Here is an 18621-nt window from a genome sequence, read left to right on the forward strand (position 1 = left end):
ATTTGAAGTACAACTTTGAAAACATATAAAGTGACGGCACAGCTTCCCGCTTACCAGTGTCAACTCATTTTTCAAATCAATAACTATCAAATACTTAATTTTATTATTTCTTTAACTCTTAATCAAGTTGAAAAATATTACTTTTCCAAAACGATAATATGCTAATACATTATTTATTATTTTAAGGCCTAGGCCATTGTTATAAACAAAAAAAAACTCCGCAAACATCTAAAGCACAACAAACGAATCGCATGCTTACGATAAAGTGTTTTATTTATCTGTATTGTTCTCCTTTACAGAAATCAATACTCATTTAACTTGGATATGGATACAAATGATCAATTCTTTAAGAATTCCATAAAGAAAAACGCCCATTTTACTCATGGACTTTATAATTTTTCCTTAAAACAAATGCGTTTTAATCAGCCTATATTCCACTGTAACTCCCTATACAATTGTAACATTGCCAAAAAAAATACAGTTATTGAAATAAACTATTATTCCAATCTGCAAATCTAAAAAAAAATCTAAGACTATCTTACTCGATTCGAGTTTTATATAAACTTATACTAAAAGAAATTTATACTGTAAAACATTACATTATAGGTATTAAAGCTATTTTCAATAATAAAAACATACAATGCTAGTGCAACTTTGTAAGAAACACAATGCCCCTATTGTTCCAAGACGACTATATACTCGGTAGCCTTAGCGTATCAAAGTTAGAATGCCACCGATCCAGTAAAGACCATGACAACGTCACACTAGCCCCTTTACGCTCTGCATTAGAACACGCTGTACTTAGCTTTTAAGATTTAATAAGATTTCTGCGTAATGTTTTTTTTAAATAAAAAACCTATTTTTTCACTAGAAACCAATGATTTAAGAGTTCTTCTCTATTATACAACATCGGCGCTTTAGTCTCCCAATCGATAACTTGAAACCCTGCATGTTCGCAAATGGCCTGGCCAGCAGCCGTATCCCATTCCATAGTGGGCGCAAACCTCGGATAACAATCCGCTTGACCTTCGGCGACCATACATAACTTTAATGAGCTCCCTTTAGAAATTAAATTAACATCACCATGTTTTGTTCGCATCTCCGAAACATAGGCTTCCGTTTCTGGTGACATGTGCGAACGACTTGCGACAACAGTAAAGGTTTTAACTTCTCTTCCCAACGGTAATTGAGCCCCTTGTTGCACTAGCGCTTCTACATCATAGTGATCTAGATTTACACTTACTTTAAATGCCCCATCATCAACAGTAGAAAAATAAAGATCCCCTAATACAGGCACGTAAATAACCCCAATAACCGTTTTTTGATTCTCTATTAATGCGATATTGACGGTAAACTCACCATTGCGTTTAATAAACTCTTTGGTGCCATCAATTGGATCTACGATCCATAACTGATTCCAATCCTTGCGATCGTCGTAAGGTATAGCTTTACCTTCTTCAGATAACACCGGAATATCTGTTGCTTTTAAATGCGACATAATCACATTGTGTGAAGCGATATCGGCTTTAGTTAAAGGAGAATCATCACCTTTCAACTCAACCTCAAAATCATCGGAATGATAGATCTTTAAAATTGCTTTACCTGCTTCGAGGGCTGCGGTGATACTGTGATGCAGTAATTCAGTGAGGTAGTGAGGCGGTGAGGCGGCGAGGCTTTTATTATTCATTTTACTTACTTAGTTTTTTGTTTAAAGCTTGTTTTAAACGGTATAACATTTTTCTAATTGTAATGATGTTGTTTTGTAATGCATCATCAAACGTTATATACCCTATTCGCTCTGCTATTACTAACTGTGTTTCTATTTCGGCTAATGATGCCGATGCCATATTTAAAAATTGAATAAAATCTTTTGTAGACCCCCTACTCGAACCCTCAGCTTTATTTGAAGGCAACGAAACAGCTGCCCTTCTAAGTTGAAAGGTTAATCCAAAATTTTCAGATGCCGGAAAATCCTTCGTGAGTTTATAAATATCCTCTACTCGATTTAAACTTAATTTATAAACTTCTAAATCTTTATGAGTCATTATTAAAATTTCTACTCTAAGAACTCACCACATCACCGCATCACCATTTCACTGCATCACCACTATATAATCATCCCAGCCCCAATAGTCTCATTGGTTTGTTCATCTATAATAATGATACTACCTGTTTGGCGGTTTTTCTTGTAAGCGTCATAGAATAAAGGTTTCGCAGTTCTGATAGAAAGACGAGCAATATCATTCATCTCTACTTTATCAATGTCTTCTATACGATGTAACGTATTAATGTCCACTTTATATTTTAGCGCTTTCACCATTCCAACAGACTCGTTAGTTGTATGTTTAATCACCACTTTAGTACGTGCTTGAATAGGAGTTGTGCTCATCCAAGTTACAAGAACTTCTATGTCTTGACTTACCTCAGGCACATTGTTTTCACGCACAATCATATCACCACGACTGTTATCTATTTCATCTTCTAAAGTCATGGTTACAGACATCGGTGCAAAAGCTTCTGAAATTTGCTCACCATTAAGCTCAATAGTTTTTATAGTAGAGACAAAACCTGAAGGCAATGATTTCACTTTGTCTCCTGGCTTAAAAACACCACCATCAATACGACCTGCAAACCCTCTATAATCTTGATTATCTAAGGTATGTGGCCGAATAACCGACTGAATAGGAAAACGACAATCTACCAAATTATGATCGCTAGAAATATGCACGGTTTCTAAATGATACATTAACGTACTCCCGTCGTACCAGTCCATATTTTCAGAACGGTTAACCACATTATCTCCATTTAAGGCTGAAATTGGAATAAATTGAATATCATTGATCCCTAACTTAGACGAAAACGCTTTAAAATCTGAAACAATATTATTATACGTTTCTTCACTATAATCTACCAAGTCCATTTTATTAACGCATACAATAGCATGTGGAATACGCAATAAAGAAGCGATAAATGCATGACGATGTGTTTGTTCCAGCATTCCTTTTCTTGCATCAATAAGTATAATGGCTAAGTTAGCCGTTGAAGCACCAGTTACCATATTACGTGTGTACTGTATGTGACCTGGTGTGTCTGCAATAATAAATTTACGTTTTGGAGTTGCGAAATAACGATAAGCTACATCAATGGTAATACCTTGTTCGCGTTCAGATTTCAAACCATCTGTAAGTAATGATAAATCCACATAATCAAAACCTTTAGATTTACTAGACTCCTCTACAGCGTCTAATTGATCTTGAAAAATTGATTTACTATCATATAATAAACGTCCGATTAATGTACTTTTTCCATCATCTACACTTCCTGCTGTTGTGAATCTTAGTAATTCTATGTCTTGGTATTTCATGGTGTTTTGTGTTTTCTGTTGTCTGATGTGTTTTAGTAGGTCGTATATTCATGAGGTTACTCATAAATTCATATTGTTCTTTATTATCTCTTTTTCATTTTTTGCTTGATCAAAAAACGAAACAAAAAAATCATAACTGAAAATTATTTTCCTAAAAATTTCTTTCGCTACGGCACAAAAATGGTCTGCCGTTTTCTTAAAATCACTTCAATTTATATTTATAATACGTTTTCATTATTGTAATCTGTTTCCTGATATTTTTGTTTACCCCTTCGCTTCAAATCATTTTTTACGTAAAATAATTGTTAGGTTGGTTTGGCCTTTGGTAAAATTTGAAGCTCATTTTAAAACGATATAAGCTCCCATTCAAATTGTTTCGCCGCTAAACAGGCTCTTAATTAAAACCAACCTTGGAATAGCACTCAAAAAAGTCTATATTTTAGGCTCTAACTTCTATTTTTTTTTGTTTTAAAAATACCCTTGTTTTTTACGATCTTCCATGGCTGTTTCTGCACGTTTATCATCTGCACGTCCACCACGTTCTGTCGTTCTGGTTGTTGCAATTTCTTCAATGATTTTATCTAAAGTATCAGCTTCAGATTCCACTGCTCCAGTAATTGGCATATCACCACAAGTACGATAACGAACGGTCATATTTACGACTTCTTCGTTTTCCTTTAACTTAATAAATTCTGAATTTGCCAATATCACACCATCTCTAACCACACAATCGCGTTGGTGCGAAAAATAAAGTGATGGTAAATCAATATTTTCTAACTTAATATATTCCCAAACATCCATTTCTGTCCAGTTAGAAATTGGAAACACTCTAAAATGCTCTCCGTAATTTTTACGACCATTAAATAGGTTCCAAAGTTCTGGTCGTTGATTTTTTGGATCCCATTGCCCAAATTCATCTCTATGTGAAAAGAAACGTTCTTTAGCACGTGCCTTTTCTTCATCGCGTCTTGCTCCTCCCATTGCTGCATCTACTTTATAGTCTTCGAGTGTATCTAAAAGTGAAACGATTTGAAGTGAATTACGAGACGCATCTGCTCCGGTTTCTTCTTTAGCTCTACCATTATCAATCGCTTCTTGTACCGAACCAACAATAAGTTTCACACCTAATTTCTCAACCAAAGCATCACGAAAGGCAATTGTTTCTGGAAAATTATGACCTGTATCAATGTGAATTAAAGGAAAAGGAATTTTTGCAGGAAAAAATGCTTTTTTAGCCAAGTGCGTTAGTAAGATAGAATCCTTACCTCCAGAAAATAATAATACTGGATTTTCGAATTGCGCTGCAATCTCTCTAATCACGAAAATAGCTTCTGATTCTAATTCTTTTAAATGATTAATTACGTAATTACTCATGTTTTTTATTTTAATTTTTGAATAATAAAGTCTAAAATGCTTTGAACTGAGGTTTCTATATCTTGATGATCTGTGACAATTTCTAAATCTGGATCCATCGGTGCTTCATATGGTGCAGAAATCCCTGTCATATTTTTAATCTCACCAGCTCTTGCCTTTTTATATAAGCCTTTCACATCTCTACGTTCACATTCCTCAAGAGACGTATTGACATAGATTTCAATAAAATTATCGACTCCAACGATGTGTTTAATATTTTCTCTATCTTCTATGTAAGGAGACACAAAGGCTGCCAAAGTTACGACACCAGCATCCACCATCAAATTGCTTATTTCTGCAATGCGTCTAATGTTTTCTGTACGATCTTCTGGCTCAAAACTAAGGTCCTTATTAATACCTTGTCTAATATTATCACCATCTAAACTAAAGGTTGAAATCCCTTTCTTATGCAGTTCTATTTCTACCAAATTTGCTAAAGTAGACTTCCCTGAACCAGACAAACCGGTAAACCACAACAAAAAAGAGCGGTGCTCATGTAGTGTCTCGCGATCTGTTTTTGTAACCTTATAATCGTGCCTAACCGTATTTAAGCTCATAATTCATTTAGTTTATTTAATCGCTTTCTTTCATTTAGTTTATTTAATCGCTTTCTTTCATTTCTTTTATCTAAACCGTAATTGATTCGATACCATAATTTTTCATGACCAAAATACAACAACATTTTTGTTATTACTTCTGCTCCTCCTATTTTAAGACCAGTTAATGGATTTCCAGTCACTATCCAACCTAGAAAAATGGTATCTAAAGTCCCTACTCCACGCCATGAAAACGTTTTTAATATATGACGCTTATTCGACGATTTTATAGTCGACTTAAACCATACGCGCTCGTGTACATAATACAACACCATCTTAGTAACCATTTCATAAGCACCCATTTGAACCCCTATGGAAAAGTCACCAGAAATAAACCATGACAACAACAGCGTATCTAAAGTCCCAATGATACGCCAAGTTATCGTTTTGGCAATATGTCGTTTACTAAATTTCATTAGACCCGAATTGCAATTAAATTTTAATTTACATCTTTTAACCCATTACTCTATTACTTAGGCAGAGTATTTCATTATAATTTGCAAATCTAAAATAAAATCTAAGACTATCTTAACTTAATTAGATTTATTAGCTGCTATTGAACACAATTAAGTATTTAAGAATTAAAAAAAATGATCATTTAAAGCCTTTTAAAAACTAAAAGTAAAACGGATAAACACAAAATCACTTAAAAATTAGACCCCTTAAATAAGTCCATCCGAATTCAGCTTCAGTACTCCTTAACAAAGATTATTAAAAACCGACCTAGAAAAATTAAATCTTAAAGCAGAATTCGATATGTTTTTCAACTTAGAATTATTAGTAAATCATTTAATTAAGCATTTTAAACATAGAAATATTAATCTTGCTCTTAAAAATTCACAAAAAAAAAGTTAAGCAAATCACCGCCGCTTAAGTCCCTGACCAAAAAACACTTAGCGCAATTTCACCCAAATCCTTAATGTAAGGTTAATCGTTTCGTAATACTTGAATTTTATAGTTAAAAAAATCTTTCACTATATTTGCAACCCCCTATATCTACAGTACTTATGGCTTATTTTGGCATTTTAACTTTTAACAACATTTTATATAGTTGTACAGTTTTAATTTGTAGGTTTTTTCCTTAAAAACTTATAGTTACAACTTACATTTCACCCTAAAAATTAAAAACAAATTAACACATGAAACACATTTACTTATTTTTAATTACTCTATTTATTGGGAGTTTAGGTTATTCTCAAGGGATTGAAACCTTTCAAAACATTTGTACCAGTTCTTGTTCTCCTTCCAATACTAGTTATGGCACCAGGTCATGGACAGGAAATGATGGTTCAACATGGACAGCTACAAACTCTAGAACTGATCAAACTATTGTTAATGAAGCCATGACAATGAATGATGATAAAGCTAACACTTATATTCAATCTGGCACAATTTCTGGAGGAGTTGGGGACATTACTATTACTACACAATTGAAATTTTCTGGTGGTAGTGGAACTTTAGATGTATTAATTAACGGCACAAGCGTTGGAACAGTACCTTATAGTGGAGCTGTACAAAGCACAACAATTTCAGGTATAAATGTACCTGGTGATATCGTAATTAGAATAGATAACAATATAGGTGGATCAAGTAGTGGTGGTGCAGACAGAGTTGCAGTCGATGACATTACTTGGACAGCTGGTACCCCAGCGTGTGAAGCACCAACGACTCAAGCATCATTATATAACACAACTGCTCTAGGAACAACTTCTGCTACATTAAACTGGACCGATGGAAATGGTGACGAAGTATTAGTTCTAGTAAAAGAAGGCTCAGCTGTTGATGAAGATCCTACAAGTGCAACTGATTACACAGGTGATAGTGTTTTTGGAACTGGAGATGATCTAGGCACGGGGAATTATGTGGTACAATCTGGTTCTGCAACTAGCTCAGTAAGCATTACTGGTTTATCTGAAGCAACTACTTATCATGTTGCTGTTTATGAATATAATACTACTGACACCTGTTATTTAACACCTGCCTTAACTGGTAGTTTTACAACAGCAGATATTACTAAAGTACAATTTAGTTCGACATCCGCTTCTGTAGCTGAAAGTGCAGGCACATATGATTTAGTTATAGAGATTGCTAATGAAGATGTTGCAGCAACAACGTTTGATGTGGTGTTAACTTCTGGAGATGCTTCTGATATTGACTCTTATACGACGCAATCTGAAACGTTCCCAGGAAGTTCTACTACAGATATAACGGTTACTATTACAGTAACTGATGATGCTATTATTGAAACTGATGAAGTGTTTACATTTGAAATTCAAAATGTCGCTGGAGGAAATAGTGCTGCTACGGGAACAAACAACATTTTTGATTTAACGATTACAAATAATGATTTTCCAACAACTGTAGAATTCATATCAAGCTCTGCATCTGTTTCAGAAGGTGTTGGCACTTATGATTTGGAATTTACGATTGCTAATGAAGATGCTACAGCTACTAGTTTTGAAGTCGTTCTTACTGGTGGTGATGGAGATGCTGCTGATATTAATGGTTACACGACTCAAACTGTAACATTCCCTGGAGGATCTGCAGTAAATCAAGTTGTTACCTTAACTGTTACTGATGACGCTCTTCTTGAAGCTAATGAAACTTTAACTTTTGAAATACAAAGTGTAACTGGTGGCAGTAGTGCGGTTGCAGGAACAAACAATTCCTTTACACTAACACTAACAAATAATGATGTAGCGCCTCCAATTGCATTACCTTATAGTGAAGATTTTTCAGATTGTGGTACTGCAGAGTGGACTCCGTATGATGAAGCTGGTAATGACGAATGGATTTGCTCATCTGGGGAATACGCTATTAATGGGTTCTCTAGCACAGATGACACTGATTGGTTAATCTCAGATTTCACAATTGATTTTAGTGCTTATGCATCAGTAAACATTGATATAACAACTCAAGAGCAGTTTGGAGACACAACAAACACTCCAGGTGAATTTGATCTATTGTACTCAACAGATTATACAGGTGGAGATCCAACAACAGCCACTTGGACCGCACTTACCTTTGACCCAAATAATACATCAACTGGGTTTGGACTATCCTTAGCTTCTGTAACTACTGTAGATGCATCAAGCATAACAGGTACGGCGTATTTAGCTTTTAAATATGATATGAATTTTGGTAATGGTGCGGAAGATTGGAGAGTGCAAAACATTGACATCTATGAGGATATTGCTTTAGATGCAGATACGGAAGCAACCGACCCTAATACACAAATTGCTACCACAACAATTATTGCTGCCGACGCAACAACAAGTATTACATCTCTCGATGCTTTTGCTTTTAGCATCTATGACTTTGGTTCTACAGATGGTTTACCTACAAATATAACAATGATGAGTTTTGTTCCAGGTGCTAACAATACAACAGACTGGTCAGATCATATCCAAGGTATCACTTTAGTTGATGAAAATGCAGCAACATACACTCCTACAACAACGACAATAAACGATACTGAAATCATTTTAGAGTTCAGCACACCTATTGTCATTGCTGATGATTCTATTTTGGAGTTTACTTTAGGGTTTTACTTAAATACAACAAACATTGTAGATCGTAGTGTCATTCAGTTTCAAATTGATTCTGCTTCAAATGGCTTTGCCGCCAATACTAGTGGTTCTGGTTTTGCGGATCCTTTTTCTGGTGACGTTATTGGTAATAATATTATTGTAGATGTTGATGCTACGGAACTTATTTTCTCTCAACAACCCTCTGATACAGAAACTAATGCTACAATAGCTCCAAGTGTAACGGTTTCTGGAGTTGATGCCAATGGTAATTTAGATACAGATTATAATTTAGATATAGCAATCACCTCTACAGGTACACTTACAGGAACCCCTGTAACAGAAACTGCCGTTAGTGGTATTGCAACATTTTCTACATTAACTCACACAGCAGTTGCAACAGGCTTAGAATTAACTGCTGATGATGGATTATTATCACCTTTAGTTAGCACAACTTTTGACATTACAGCTCCCATGGTTGGAGCTATAGATTTGTTCTTCTCAGAATATATTGAAGGATCAAGCAACAATAAATATCTTGAAATCTACAATGGCACAGGAGCTACAGTAACACTTGCCGATTATTCAGTTGAATTATATTCTAATGGCGCTACATCAGCTAGCAATACTGAAAATTTTGGATCTGGATTCCCTACAACATTAGCAAGTGGAGAAGTTATTGTACTAGAGAACTCTTCTGCCTCAATTTATGTTGGAACGGTATATAGTAGCTCTGTATGTAATTTTAATGGTGATGATGCTTTGGTTCTGAAAAAAGATGGAGTTATTATAGATATCATTGGTAGTATAGGATGTGATCCGGGAAGTGAATGGACTGAAGGATCAAATGACACTTCAGATCGCACACTTATAAGAAACTCAGATATCTGTGGAGGTGTTACTGTAAATCCAGCGAGTTGCATATTCCCTACACTAGGAACTGAATGGACGGGTTACACACAAAATTATATTGATGATTTAGGGTCTCATACTGCTATGTGTGGAGCACCTATTAACTACACATTTAATGGTTCATGGTCTCCAAGCGATCCAAATGGCACAGCTACTGCTAGTGATGACATCATAATCACTTCTGGTAACGCAACGATTACAGCAAATACAACTGCAAATTCCGTGACCGTTAACCCAGGAGCCGCGATCACAGTAGATGACATTGCGACACTTACGCCTACCAATGGTTTAATATTAGAATCAACGTCTTCTAGTTTCTCTAGTTTAATATTAAATGGTACAATTATAGGTACCATTACTTACGAACGTTTTGCTAATGCCTATAACAATACTGCTGGAGGCAACGACCTTATTACCCCACCGCTTTCAGGGCAATCTTGGTCAGACTTTTTAACCACAGGCTCTAACAGTACGGATTTATTAGACAACGGACTAACATCTCCTACCACTTATGCTTTTGCACCTTTTGAAAAATCGGCAAGTGCTTACGTTAACTATACTGATGCTACGTCTGCTACTTTAAATAGTGGTCTAGGCTATAGAGTGGCTACAGATTCTGGAGCAAATTTAACATTTACAGGTTCTGCAGCAGACGATACCGTCACTATAGGTATTGAGACTTCAGGCTCTAGTTATGCCTCATGGAATCTTATTGGAAATCCATATCCGTCATATGTAGATATGGAGGCCTTTTTAGAATATGAAAATATCCCAGAGCAAAGCAACATTGATCTTATAGGCACTGCCACTGGGCTTTATGGTTACAATGGCACTAGCAATGGTTGGGCAACCTTTACGCTTGCCAATGCCTCTGGAGTATTAATTGCTCCAGGACAAGGTTTCTTCGTATCCTCTCGAGATGCTAGTTCTGATTTATACTTTACAACAGAAATGAGAACATCAGGTACTTCTGATGACTTTATTGCTGGTCGAAATGCCAATCCTTTAACCTATTTAAAACTAAAGGCCAGTACAACTAATAATAGTTATAACACTGATTTTTATTTTAATAATAATTCTAGCTTAGGTTTAGATTTAGGTTATGATGCTAAAATCTGGGGAGGTACTGCACCAGCGTTTGCACTATATTCTCATTTAGTTGAAGACAATACCGGATTACCAATGGCTTTACAGTCTTTAAACACTACGGATTTAAATGACGTATCAATTCCTTTAGGAGTTCATGCTAACCAAGGTGAGCAATTAACCTTTAGCATCGCAGATTCTACATTAGGAAGTGATGTTCATGTTTATTTAGATGATAACGTATTAAATACATCAACCTTATTAAATACTGGAGATTATGTATTAACGCCTAATACAGATTTATCTGGAACAGGAAGATTTTATCTTAGAACGACACAAACGACATTGTCTTCTATAGATAATAACTTTGATCACTTAAATATATACACCAATAAGGCAGATAAAACTATTGTTATTGCTGGTCAGTTAGTAGAGTCTACAACAGCATCTGTTTATGATGTTCAAGGACGTTTAGTCGTTTCAACGCTATTAGAAACTGCAAACAGAACTCAAACAATAGATGTCAGTCAATTAAATGATGGTGTGTATGTGGTAAAACTGCATAATGCAGCTCAAAATAAAACTCAAAAAGTGATTATTAGATAATACGCTTTAATTTATAAATCAAAAGAGGCTTGCTTAATACGCAAGCCTCTTTTTTTTGAACTAGACTAAAAACGCTAAATTATTGACAATTCCTACATTTAGACCACTCTAAATGTGAATTTTACATTCTAATCAAACTTTTAAATCTGCTTTTTAGTAATCTCGCAAGTCAAAGTTGAAACCATCAAAATATGTTTTTGGAGATATTTCAACTTTTTAACATAATTTTAATTGAAAGTTCAATATTTTTATATATTTGTTATTAAGTTATCCAAGAAACCCTTCTATTTCCTGTTTATCTAAGCTCCAAATTCTACTTTTTTATTTTATTTCTATTTTGTTAATAATGGTATTAATCATCAACTGATACATTATTTATGAAAAAAATTACGTTTTTGCTATTATCCTTAATGGTCGTGTGCTCATATGGGCAAGTTTCAATTACCGAAGACTTCACTGGAGGTCTTCCCACTGGATGGACAGACACCTATGACAGTACAACATTACAATCATGTGCCGGTACATCGTTTAGAGATAATATTTGGAGCACGTCAGGCGGCAATATGACTACTAGTAATTATGCTGGAATATCTAACGGTACAGACATAACATATTCTATAGATTATAAAGTTGTAGATTATTATGCTACAACTTCAGCAACAGCTGATGGATGGGGAAGTGCAGACTTGCAATATTCTACTGACAATGGAACAACCTGGATTACAGTAGTAACTCTTAATGACTCTAATGATAGTAACTCTATCGTATGCACAACATTTGGAGGAACAATCCTTGGTGCCTCAGTCCCAACAGGTTCGGATTTAAAATTCAGAATATTAAACACCTGGCTTGCTGGAGATTATTACTTTTACATTGATAATTTTGTAGCCACTCAAGTTAGTTTAGTTCCACCTAATTGCGATTCTAACATTACATCAGGCACTACTGATTTTCCTATCGACGGAACATTAACATGGTCTGCTGCAACCGGAATCCCTACAGGTTATAAAATTACGATGGGTTCTACTACGGGAGGAACTGACATAGCCAACAATGTAGATTTAGGTACTACAATATCCTACACACCAACAGGTTTAGCATATAGCACTACGTATTATACAACGATTACACCTTACAATGCCAATGGTGATGCTACCGGCTGTACTGAACAATCATTTTTAGTTGAAGACGCACCACCTGCGGGTACAAATTGTGCTAACCCGTTAGATGTAGGCACTCTTCCGTATACAGCTATCGCTCAAACGACTGCTGGTTTTGGTGATGATTATTCAGGATCACCAGGTGGTACTGGTTGTACAACGACTAGTGCTTATTTAAATGGGGATGATATTGTTTATTCATATACCTCGGATGAAGATGGCTCAATTGATGTTGATTTGACTAATATCACAGATACTTACACAGGCGTATTTATCTACAGTGATTGTACTGACATCGGTACGACTTGTGCAACAGGAGATTACAACGGCTATTATGATGGCACTTTAGATTTAAATATTTCTAACTTCCCTGTTTTAAATGGGACAACATACTACATCGTAGTATCTACGTGGGCAACTCCACAAGACACAACCTACGACCTCTCTGTAACTAAAGGTGCAACTTGCTTACCAGTAACCGGACTAACAATAGACAGTTTTACAGCCGAAGAAGTACAAGTGAGTTGGACGGCGAGTTCTTCTGGCGAGAGTAATTGGGAAGTTTTAGTTCAAGCCGATGGCACAGGGTCACCTACATCTGGAACTGCATCAGCAACTAATCCATACACAGAAAGCGGCTTAACTGAACTCACGGCATACGAAGTCTACGTAAGAGCAGATTGTGGTGGTGGAGATTATGGTGACTGGGTTGGCCCTGTAGATTTTACAACTTCAGCCTTATGTCCTGATGTATCTGATATAACCATTGACAGTTTCACTGCTGATTCGGTAACCGTTAGCTGGACTAATGGCGGAACTGAAGACGATTGGGAAGTTTTAGTGCAAGCAGATGGTACAGAATCTCCTGCATCTGGAACTGCAACAACAACTAATCCATATACAGAAAGCGGCTTAACAGGAAATACCGACTACGAAGTGTATGTCAGAGCAAATTGTACAGATGCTAGTAATGGTTTTAGCGAATGGGTAGGACCTGTCGATTTTACGACTGCGTGCGAAGCTGTAACTACTTTTCCATATTTAGAGTCTTTTGAAGGTATTACAAGTGGTCAACCGGAGTGCTGGTCTATAGAAGGAACAACCACAAATCCATCTTATCATTTTTCGAGCTACGCCACAGGTTATTCTGGAAGAGGCATGAGATTTGATTCTTATTATAACAGTTCCGGAACAACTTCAGAATTAATCACGCCGACATTTGATGCTTCTGCATTGACTACACTTCAATTAAAATTTCAATACAAAAACCCAACTGGTGGTAATTTTGAAATCTTAGTATCTACAAATGGAGGTACAACTTACACTTCTATCAGCACAGGTTTAACTGAACAAGTGGAATGGACTGAAGCAACTTATGATATATCTTCATATATTTCTAATGATATATTAATAAAATTTAAAGGTACTAGTAACTGGGGATCTGGTGATGCCTATATTTATTTAGATGAAGTGCTAGTAAGAGCAATTCCTACATGTCCAGACCTTACCGGTTTAACAATAGATAGTTTTGCTGCTGAAACCGCTGAGATTAGCTGGACCTCTGGTGGTTCTGAAACCGACTGGGAAGTTTTAGTTCAAGCCGATGGTACTGGTTCACCCGAATTAGGAACTCCTGCTACTACATCTAGCAACCCGTATAGTGCAACAGGATTAACCGAGCTAACCGCTTATGAAGTTTATGTAAGAGCTGATTGTGGTGGCACATATGGTGCATGGTTAGGTCCTGTTGATTTTACAACTTCAGCCTTATGTCCTGATGTATCTGATATAACTATTGATAGTTTCACTGCGGATTCGGTAACTGTTAGCTGGACTAATGGCGGAACTGAAGATGATTGGGAAGTTTTAGTTCAAGCAGATGGCACAGGGTCTCCTGTATCTGGAACCGCAACAGCAACCAATCCATATACTGAAAGCGGCTTAACTGAACTAACGGCTTACGAAGTCTATGTCAGAGCTGATTGTAATGATGCCAGTAACGGCTATAGTGAATGGGTTGGCCCTGTTGATTTTACAACTGAAGCTACTCCTATCACAAGTTTCCCTTACGCAGAAAACTTTGATTCTGGTGCAGGTGGTTGGTCTGTAGATAATGGCCTTTGGGAATTAGGAGCACCTGCTGCTACAACTATTAACACCGCCGATTCTGGTACTGATGCATGGGTAACTAACTTAACAGGGGATTATACTAATAATGTTGACTCTGCTGTAATGAGCCCGCCTTTTGATTTTTCAGGTTTAACTGCACCTGTTATTGAATTAAGTATTTGGTACGAATCAGAATTTAGTTGGGATGGTATGGTTTTACAGTCGTCAATAGATGGAGGTAGCACATGGCAAAATGCTGGAGCACTAGGCGACCCTAACAACTGGTTTAATGATGGTACTATCGGTGGAAATACTGGAGGACAACAAATAGGTTGGACAGGTAGCTCTAGCGGATGGTTAACTGCACGAAATGACTTAACAGGACTTGGTGGCCAAAGTAGTGTCATTTTGCGAGTAGCCTTTGGCTCAGATGGTTCTAGTTCTGATGAAGGTGCTGCTTTTGATACCGTAAGTATTTATGACCCTGCTTGTCGTGATATTACAGGATTAACAATAGACAATTTTACCGCTGAAACCGCTGAGATTAGCTGGACCGCTGGTGGTTCTGAAACCGATTGGGAAGTTTTAGTTCAAGCAGATGGCACAGGCTCACCTGAATTGGGAACTCCAGCTGCAACAACCAGCAATCCCTATAGCGCAACAAGCTTAACTGAACTAACCGCCTACGAAGTGTATGTAAGAGCTGATTGCGGAGGAAGTGGATATAGCACTTGGGTTGGCCCTATAGATTTTACAACTACGGCCTTATGTCCTGATGTGTCTGATATAACCATTGATAGTTTTACTGCTGATTCCGTAACTGTTAGCTGGACTAATGGAGGAACTGAAGACGACTGGGAAGTTTTAGTTCAAGCAGACGGCACAGGGTCGCCTACATCTGGAACTGCAACAGCAACTAATCCTTATACCGAAAGCGGCTTAACTGGAAATACAGCTTACGAAGTCTATGTCAGAGCAGATTGTAGTGATGCCAGTAATGGGTATAGTGAATGGGTAGGCCCTATTGATTTTACGACAGCATGTGCAACTTATACACCTGACTATACAGAAGATTTTACTACATTCTTAGATGCGTGCTGGGACCAAGCTACTGGCGGAGATTTAACTACTGGACCATCGACATTGGATACTGGTTCTTGGACTGCAGATGGGTTTGCTAATAGTGGATCAACTGGAGCTGCTAGGATAAATTACTATGGGGCAGGCCCTGATGTCGACTGGCTGTTATCACCGACTTTCGACTTATCGGCTGATGGATATGAATTAATATTTGACAGTTCTATTGTAGATTGGAATGGAACAACCTTAACTGAAACTTTTAATACTGGTGATGTTATACAATTGGTATATTCAACAGACGGTACAAACTGGCTTGTGTTGTATGATTTAATTACAAATACGCCCGCTGCGGCTGGAGAAACTATTACAGTGGATCTTACAGGAATTACGTCAAGTACGGTTCAATTTGCAATTTTCACAGATGACGACACAACCAATACAAGTGGAAGAGATCTTGATATTTTTATAGATAATTTTACTGTGAGAACACCTTGGACTTGTACTCAAGCAGTTATAGACGGTGTACCAACAGTAAATGAAGATTGCGGAGCAGGCACCTTTACTATTGATATAAATTTTACAACTGTAGGTGATGCAACAGGTATAACAGATGGAACAGATACATTTACTATTTCTGGAACTAGTGTAATCGCTGGACCATATACTATTGGTACGATTGTAAACTTAGAGGTTATACACGCTGAAGGAACTTGTGACTTTACAATTACAGGTGACTTTACAGATAACTGTCCGCCAGCAAACGATAATTTTGCTAATGCCATTGCCATCAGTTGTGGTGATACTGTGTTTGGTAACACAGCGGAAGCAACTCTAGATGAAGATGATGCACCAGACCCGTCTGGATTTAATGCTGATACTGACTCACCAAATCTTTGGTATTCTTTTTATGGTACTGGTCAAGATATAACATTGAGTACTATTAATGGTGTAAGCGATTTTGATACTGAAATTTTAGTTTTTACTGGTTCATCTGGCAACTTGAATTTCGTAGCTTCTGGTTTCGATGAATCAGGCAGTCCAGATTATCTTGCGGAAGTTACATTTACAGCTGAAGCTGGTGTTCAGTATTGGATTTCAGCAGAGGGATATAACCTTAGTGATACTGGTATATTCCAAATGGATGTTACATGTACAGGCACTGAATCATTTGTCTACGATGGCGGTACCTGGACTCCGAGTGATCCTACAGGAACCACAACACTTAACGATATCGTAATTTTCGCTGGTGATGCTGTCATGACAGGTGATACTGATTGTAACTCGTTTACGGTATTACCAGGAGCTGGAGTAACAATTCCTACAGGCGCTACGGTTACCACAGCTGTTGCTATGACCTTAGAGTCTTCATCAACTAGCTACTCAAGTTTAATACTTGATGGAACAGTAAGTGGTACTATAAATTACAAACGTCATGTAAATAGTAATGCTTCAGGAAGCACAGGGGATAATGATTTAATATCTGCACCTTTAACTGGTCAGGCATTTAATACTTTTGTTACTGGAAACTCTAATATTTATAATAATGGGACCTTATATGCATTTGGCCCTTTTGAAAAAGCCACCAATACCTATGTAACCTGGGCTGGTACAGAATCATCTACACTAAATGCTGGTGTTGGATATAGAGCGGCTTCAAATGACAACGATACATTTACATTTACTGGAGTTGCAAACTCTGGCACTGTACCTGTTACTATAGAAAGTAGTGGAGCTTCATTTGCAGATTGGAACCTCGTTGGAAATCCTTACCCATCTTATATAACCTTAGCAGATTTCTTAGCTGAGAATAACAGTTTATTTTCAGATTCAACTAGTGGTGTTTACGGGTATGATGGTAATGCTTCCGATGGATGGGAAATTTGGAACCAAGCCTATTCTGATGCGAATGATAATGCACTAATTACTCCGGGTCAAGGTTTCTTTGTATCCTCAAAAAATGCAACAGGAACTCTTAACTTTACAAACACTATGCGTTCTACAGGTACAACTGATGATTTCATCGTTGGCAGAAGTAATAATAATAATAATAATATTTCTCACCTAAGGTTAAAAGCAACGAATAGCAATAAGGCTTATCATACGGATTTCTACTTTAACGATTCCGCAACTTTAGGGCTTGATCCAGGATATGATTCGGGTATTTATGGTTCTGCAGGTGAGTTTGCTCTTTACTCTCACTTAGTAGAAAACAATACTGGTACCAATATGGGAATTCAGACTATAAATAATACAAACCTTGGCTCTGAAGTCATTATTCCGTTAGGAGTAAATGCAACCCAAGGCCAACAGCTAACGTTTACTATTGCAGAATCTACGCTCACAAGTAGTGTCAACCTATATTTAGAAGATAACGTAACCAATACGTCTACTCTATTAAACAGTAACGATTATGTATTAACACCTAACACTGACTTAAGTGGGACTGGTCGTTTCTATCTACGCTTCTCAAATAGCACATTATCTACATTAGATAACACCTTAGATCAATTAAGTATTTATAGCAATAAGAGTGATAAAACAATTGTTATCTCAGGTCAGTTAACGGAAGAAACAACAGCTAAGATTTACGATATTCAAGGCCGTGTTGTAATGACATCACTTTTAGAGAACACGAGCAGAACACAATCAATTAACGTGAGCAAATTAAATGCAGGTGTTTATGTAGTACAACTCATTAATGGATCACAAAACAAAACTCAAAAAGTGATTATCCATTAAAATAAATATATTTGCTATTAGGTTAGAAA

At 36.7% G+C, this 18621-nt stretch carries 8 protein-coding genes; 2 read left to right on the plus strand and 6 right to left on the minus strand.

The genetic code is table 11. From position 1 onward, the window contains the following. Window positions 1–856: 856 nt before the first annotated feature. The 6 genes from cysQ to HM992_RS00125 all read right to left on the minus strand — a co-directional run bounded on the left by cysQ (window position 857) and on the right by HM992_RS00125 (window position 5789). Window positions 857–1687, minus strand: coding sequence for a 3'(2'),5'-bisphosphate nucleotidase CysQ (gene cysQ / locus HM992_RS00100; protein ID WP_179318048.1), 831 nt, complete (start codon window positions 1685–1687; stop codon window positions 857–859). 1 nt (window position 1688) lies between these two features. Next, a complete protein-coding gene (locus HM992_RS00105) occupies window positions 1689–2045 on the minus strand; it encodes a four helix bundle protein (RefSeq protein ID WP_179318049.1) in 357 nt (118 codons plus the stop codon). Window positions 2046–2107: 62 nt separating this feature from the next. Continuing rightward, entirely contained in the window at window positions 2108–3364 is a 1257-nt protein-coding gene (locus tag HM992_RS00110; RefSeq protein ID WP_179318050.1) for a sulfate adenylyltransferase subunit 1, read from the minus strand. 468 nt (window positions 3365–3832) lie between these two features. Next, the gene (gene cysD, locus HM992_RS00115; protein ID WP_179318051.1) at window positions 3833–4738 is read right to left on the minus strand and encodes a sulfate adenylyltransferase subunit CysD; all 906 of its coding nucleotides are present in this window, start codon (window positions 4736–4738) and stop codon (window positions 3833–3835) included. Window positions 4739–4743: 5 nt separating this feature from the next. Next, window positions 4744–5334, minus strand: coding sequence for an adenylyl-sulfate kinase (gene cysC, locus HM992_RS00120; RefSeq protein ID WP_179318052.1), 591 nt, complete (start codon window positions 5332–5334; stop codon window positions 4744–4746). Beyond that, on the minus strand, window positions 5331–5789 hold the full coding sequence (locus HM992_RS00125; RefSeq protein WP_179318053.1) for a DUF2061 domain-containing protein: 459 nt from the start codon (window positions 5787–5789) through the stop codon (window positions 5331–5333). The genes cysC and HM992_RS00125 overlap by 4 nt, the downstream gene beginning before the upstream one ends. Before the next feature lie 723 nt (window positions 5790–6512). On the opposite strand from HM992_RS00125, the gene HM992_RS00130 reads away from it, so the two are divergent. After that, the gene (locus HM992_RS00130) at window positions 6513–11504 is read left to right on the plus strand and encodes a T9SS type A sorting domain-containing protein (protein ID WP_179318054.1); all 4992 of its coding nucleotides are present in this window, start codon (window positions 6513–6515) and stop codon (window positions 11502–11504) included. A gap of 377 nt (window positions 11505–11881) precedes the next feature. After that, window positions 11882–18592, plus strand: coding sequence for a fibronectin type III domain-containing protein (locus tag HM992_RS00135; protein ID WP_179318055.1), 6711 nt, complete (start codon window positions 11882–11884; stop codon window positions 18590–18592). The last annotated feature ends 29 nt before the right edge of the window (window positions 18593–18621 follow it).

This window comes from Winogradskyella helgolandensis, from assembly GCF_013404085.1.
Classification (GTDB): Bacteria; Bacteroidota; Bacteroidia; order Flavobacteriales; family Flavobacteriaceae; genus Winogradskyella; species Winogradskyella helgolandensis.

Coding starts and splice junctions, on each gene's coding strand:
- cysQ (WP_179318048.1), bottom strand. CDS start 1,687: ATGAATAATAAAAGCCTCGCCGCCTCACCGCCTCACTACCTCACTGAA.
- HM992_RS00105 (WP_179318049.1), bottom strand. CDS start 2,045: ATGACTCATAAAGATTTAGAAGTTTATAAATTAAGTTTAAATCGAGTA.
- HM992_RS00110 (WP_179318050.1), bottom strand. CDS start 3,364: ATGAAATACCAAGACATAGAATTACTAAGATTCACAACAGCAGGAAGT.
- cysD (WP_179318051.1), bottom strand. CDS start 4,738: ATGAGTAATTACGTAATTAATCATTTAAAAGAATTAGAATCAGAAGCT.
- cysC (WP_179318052.1), bottom strand. CDS start 5,334: ATGAGCTTAAATACGGTTAGGCACGATTATAAGGTTACAAAAACAGAT.
- HM992_RS00125 (WP_179318053.1), bottom strand. CDS start 5,789: ATGAAATTTAGTAAACGACATATTGCCAAAACGATAACTTGGCGTATC.
- HM992_RS00130 (WP_179318054.1), top strand. CDS start 6,513: ATGAAACACATTTACTTATTTTTAATTACTCTATTTATTGGGAGTTTA.
- HM992_RS00135 (WP_179318055.1), top strand. CDS start 11,882: ATGAAAAAAATTACGTTTTTGCTATTATCCTTAATGGTCGTGTGCTCA.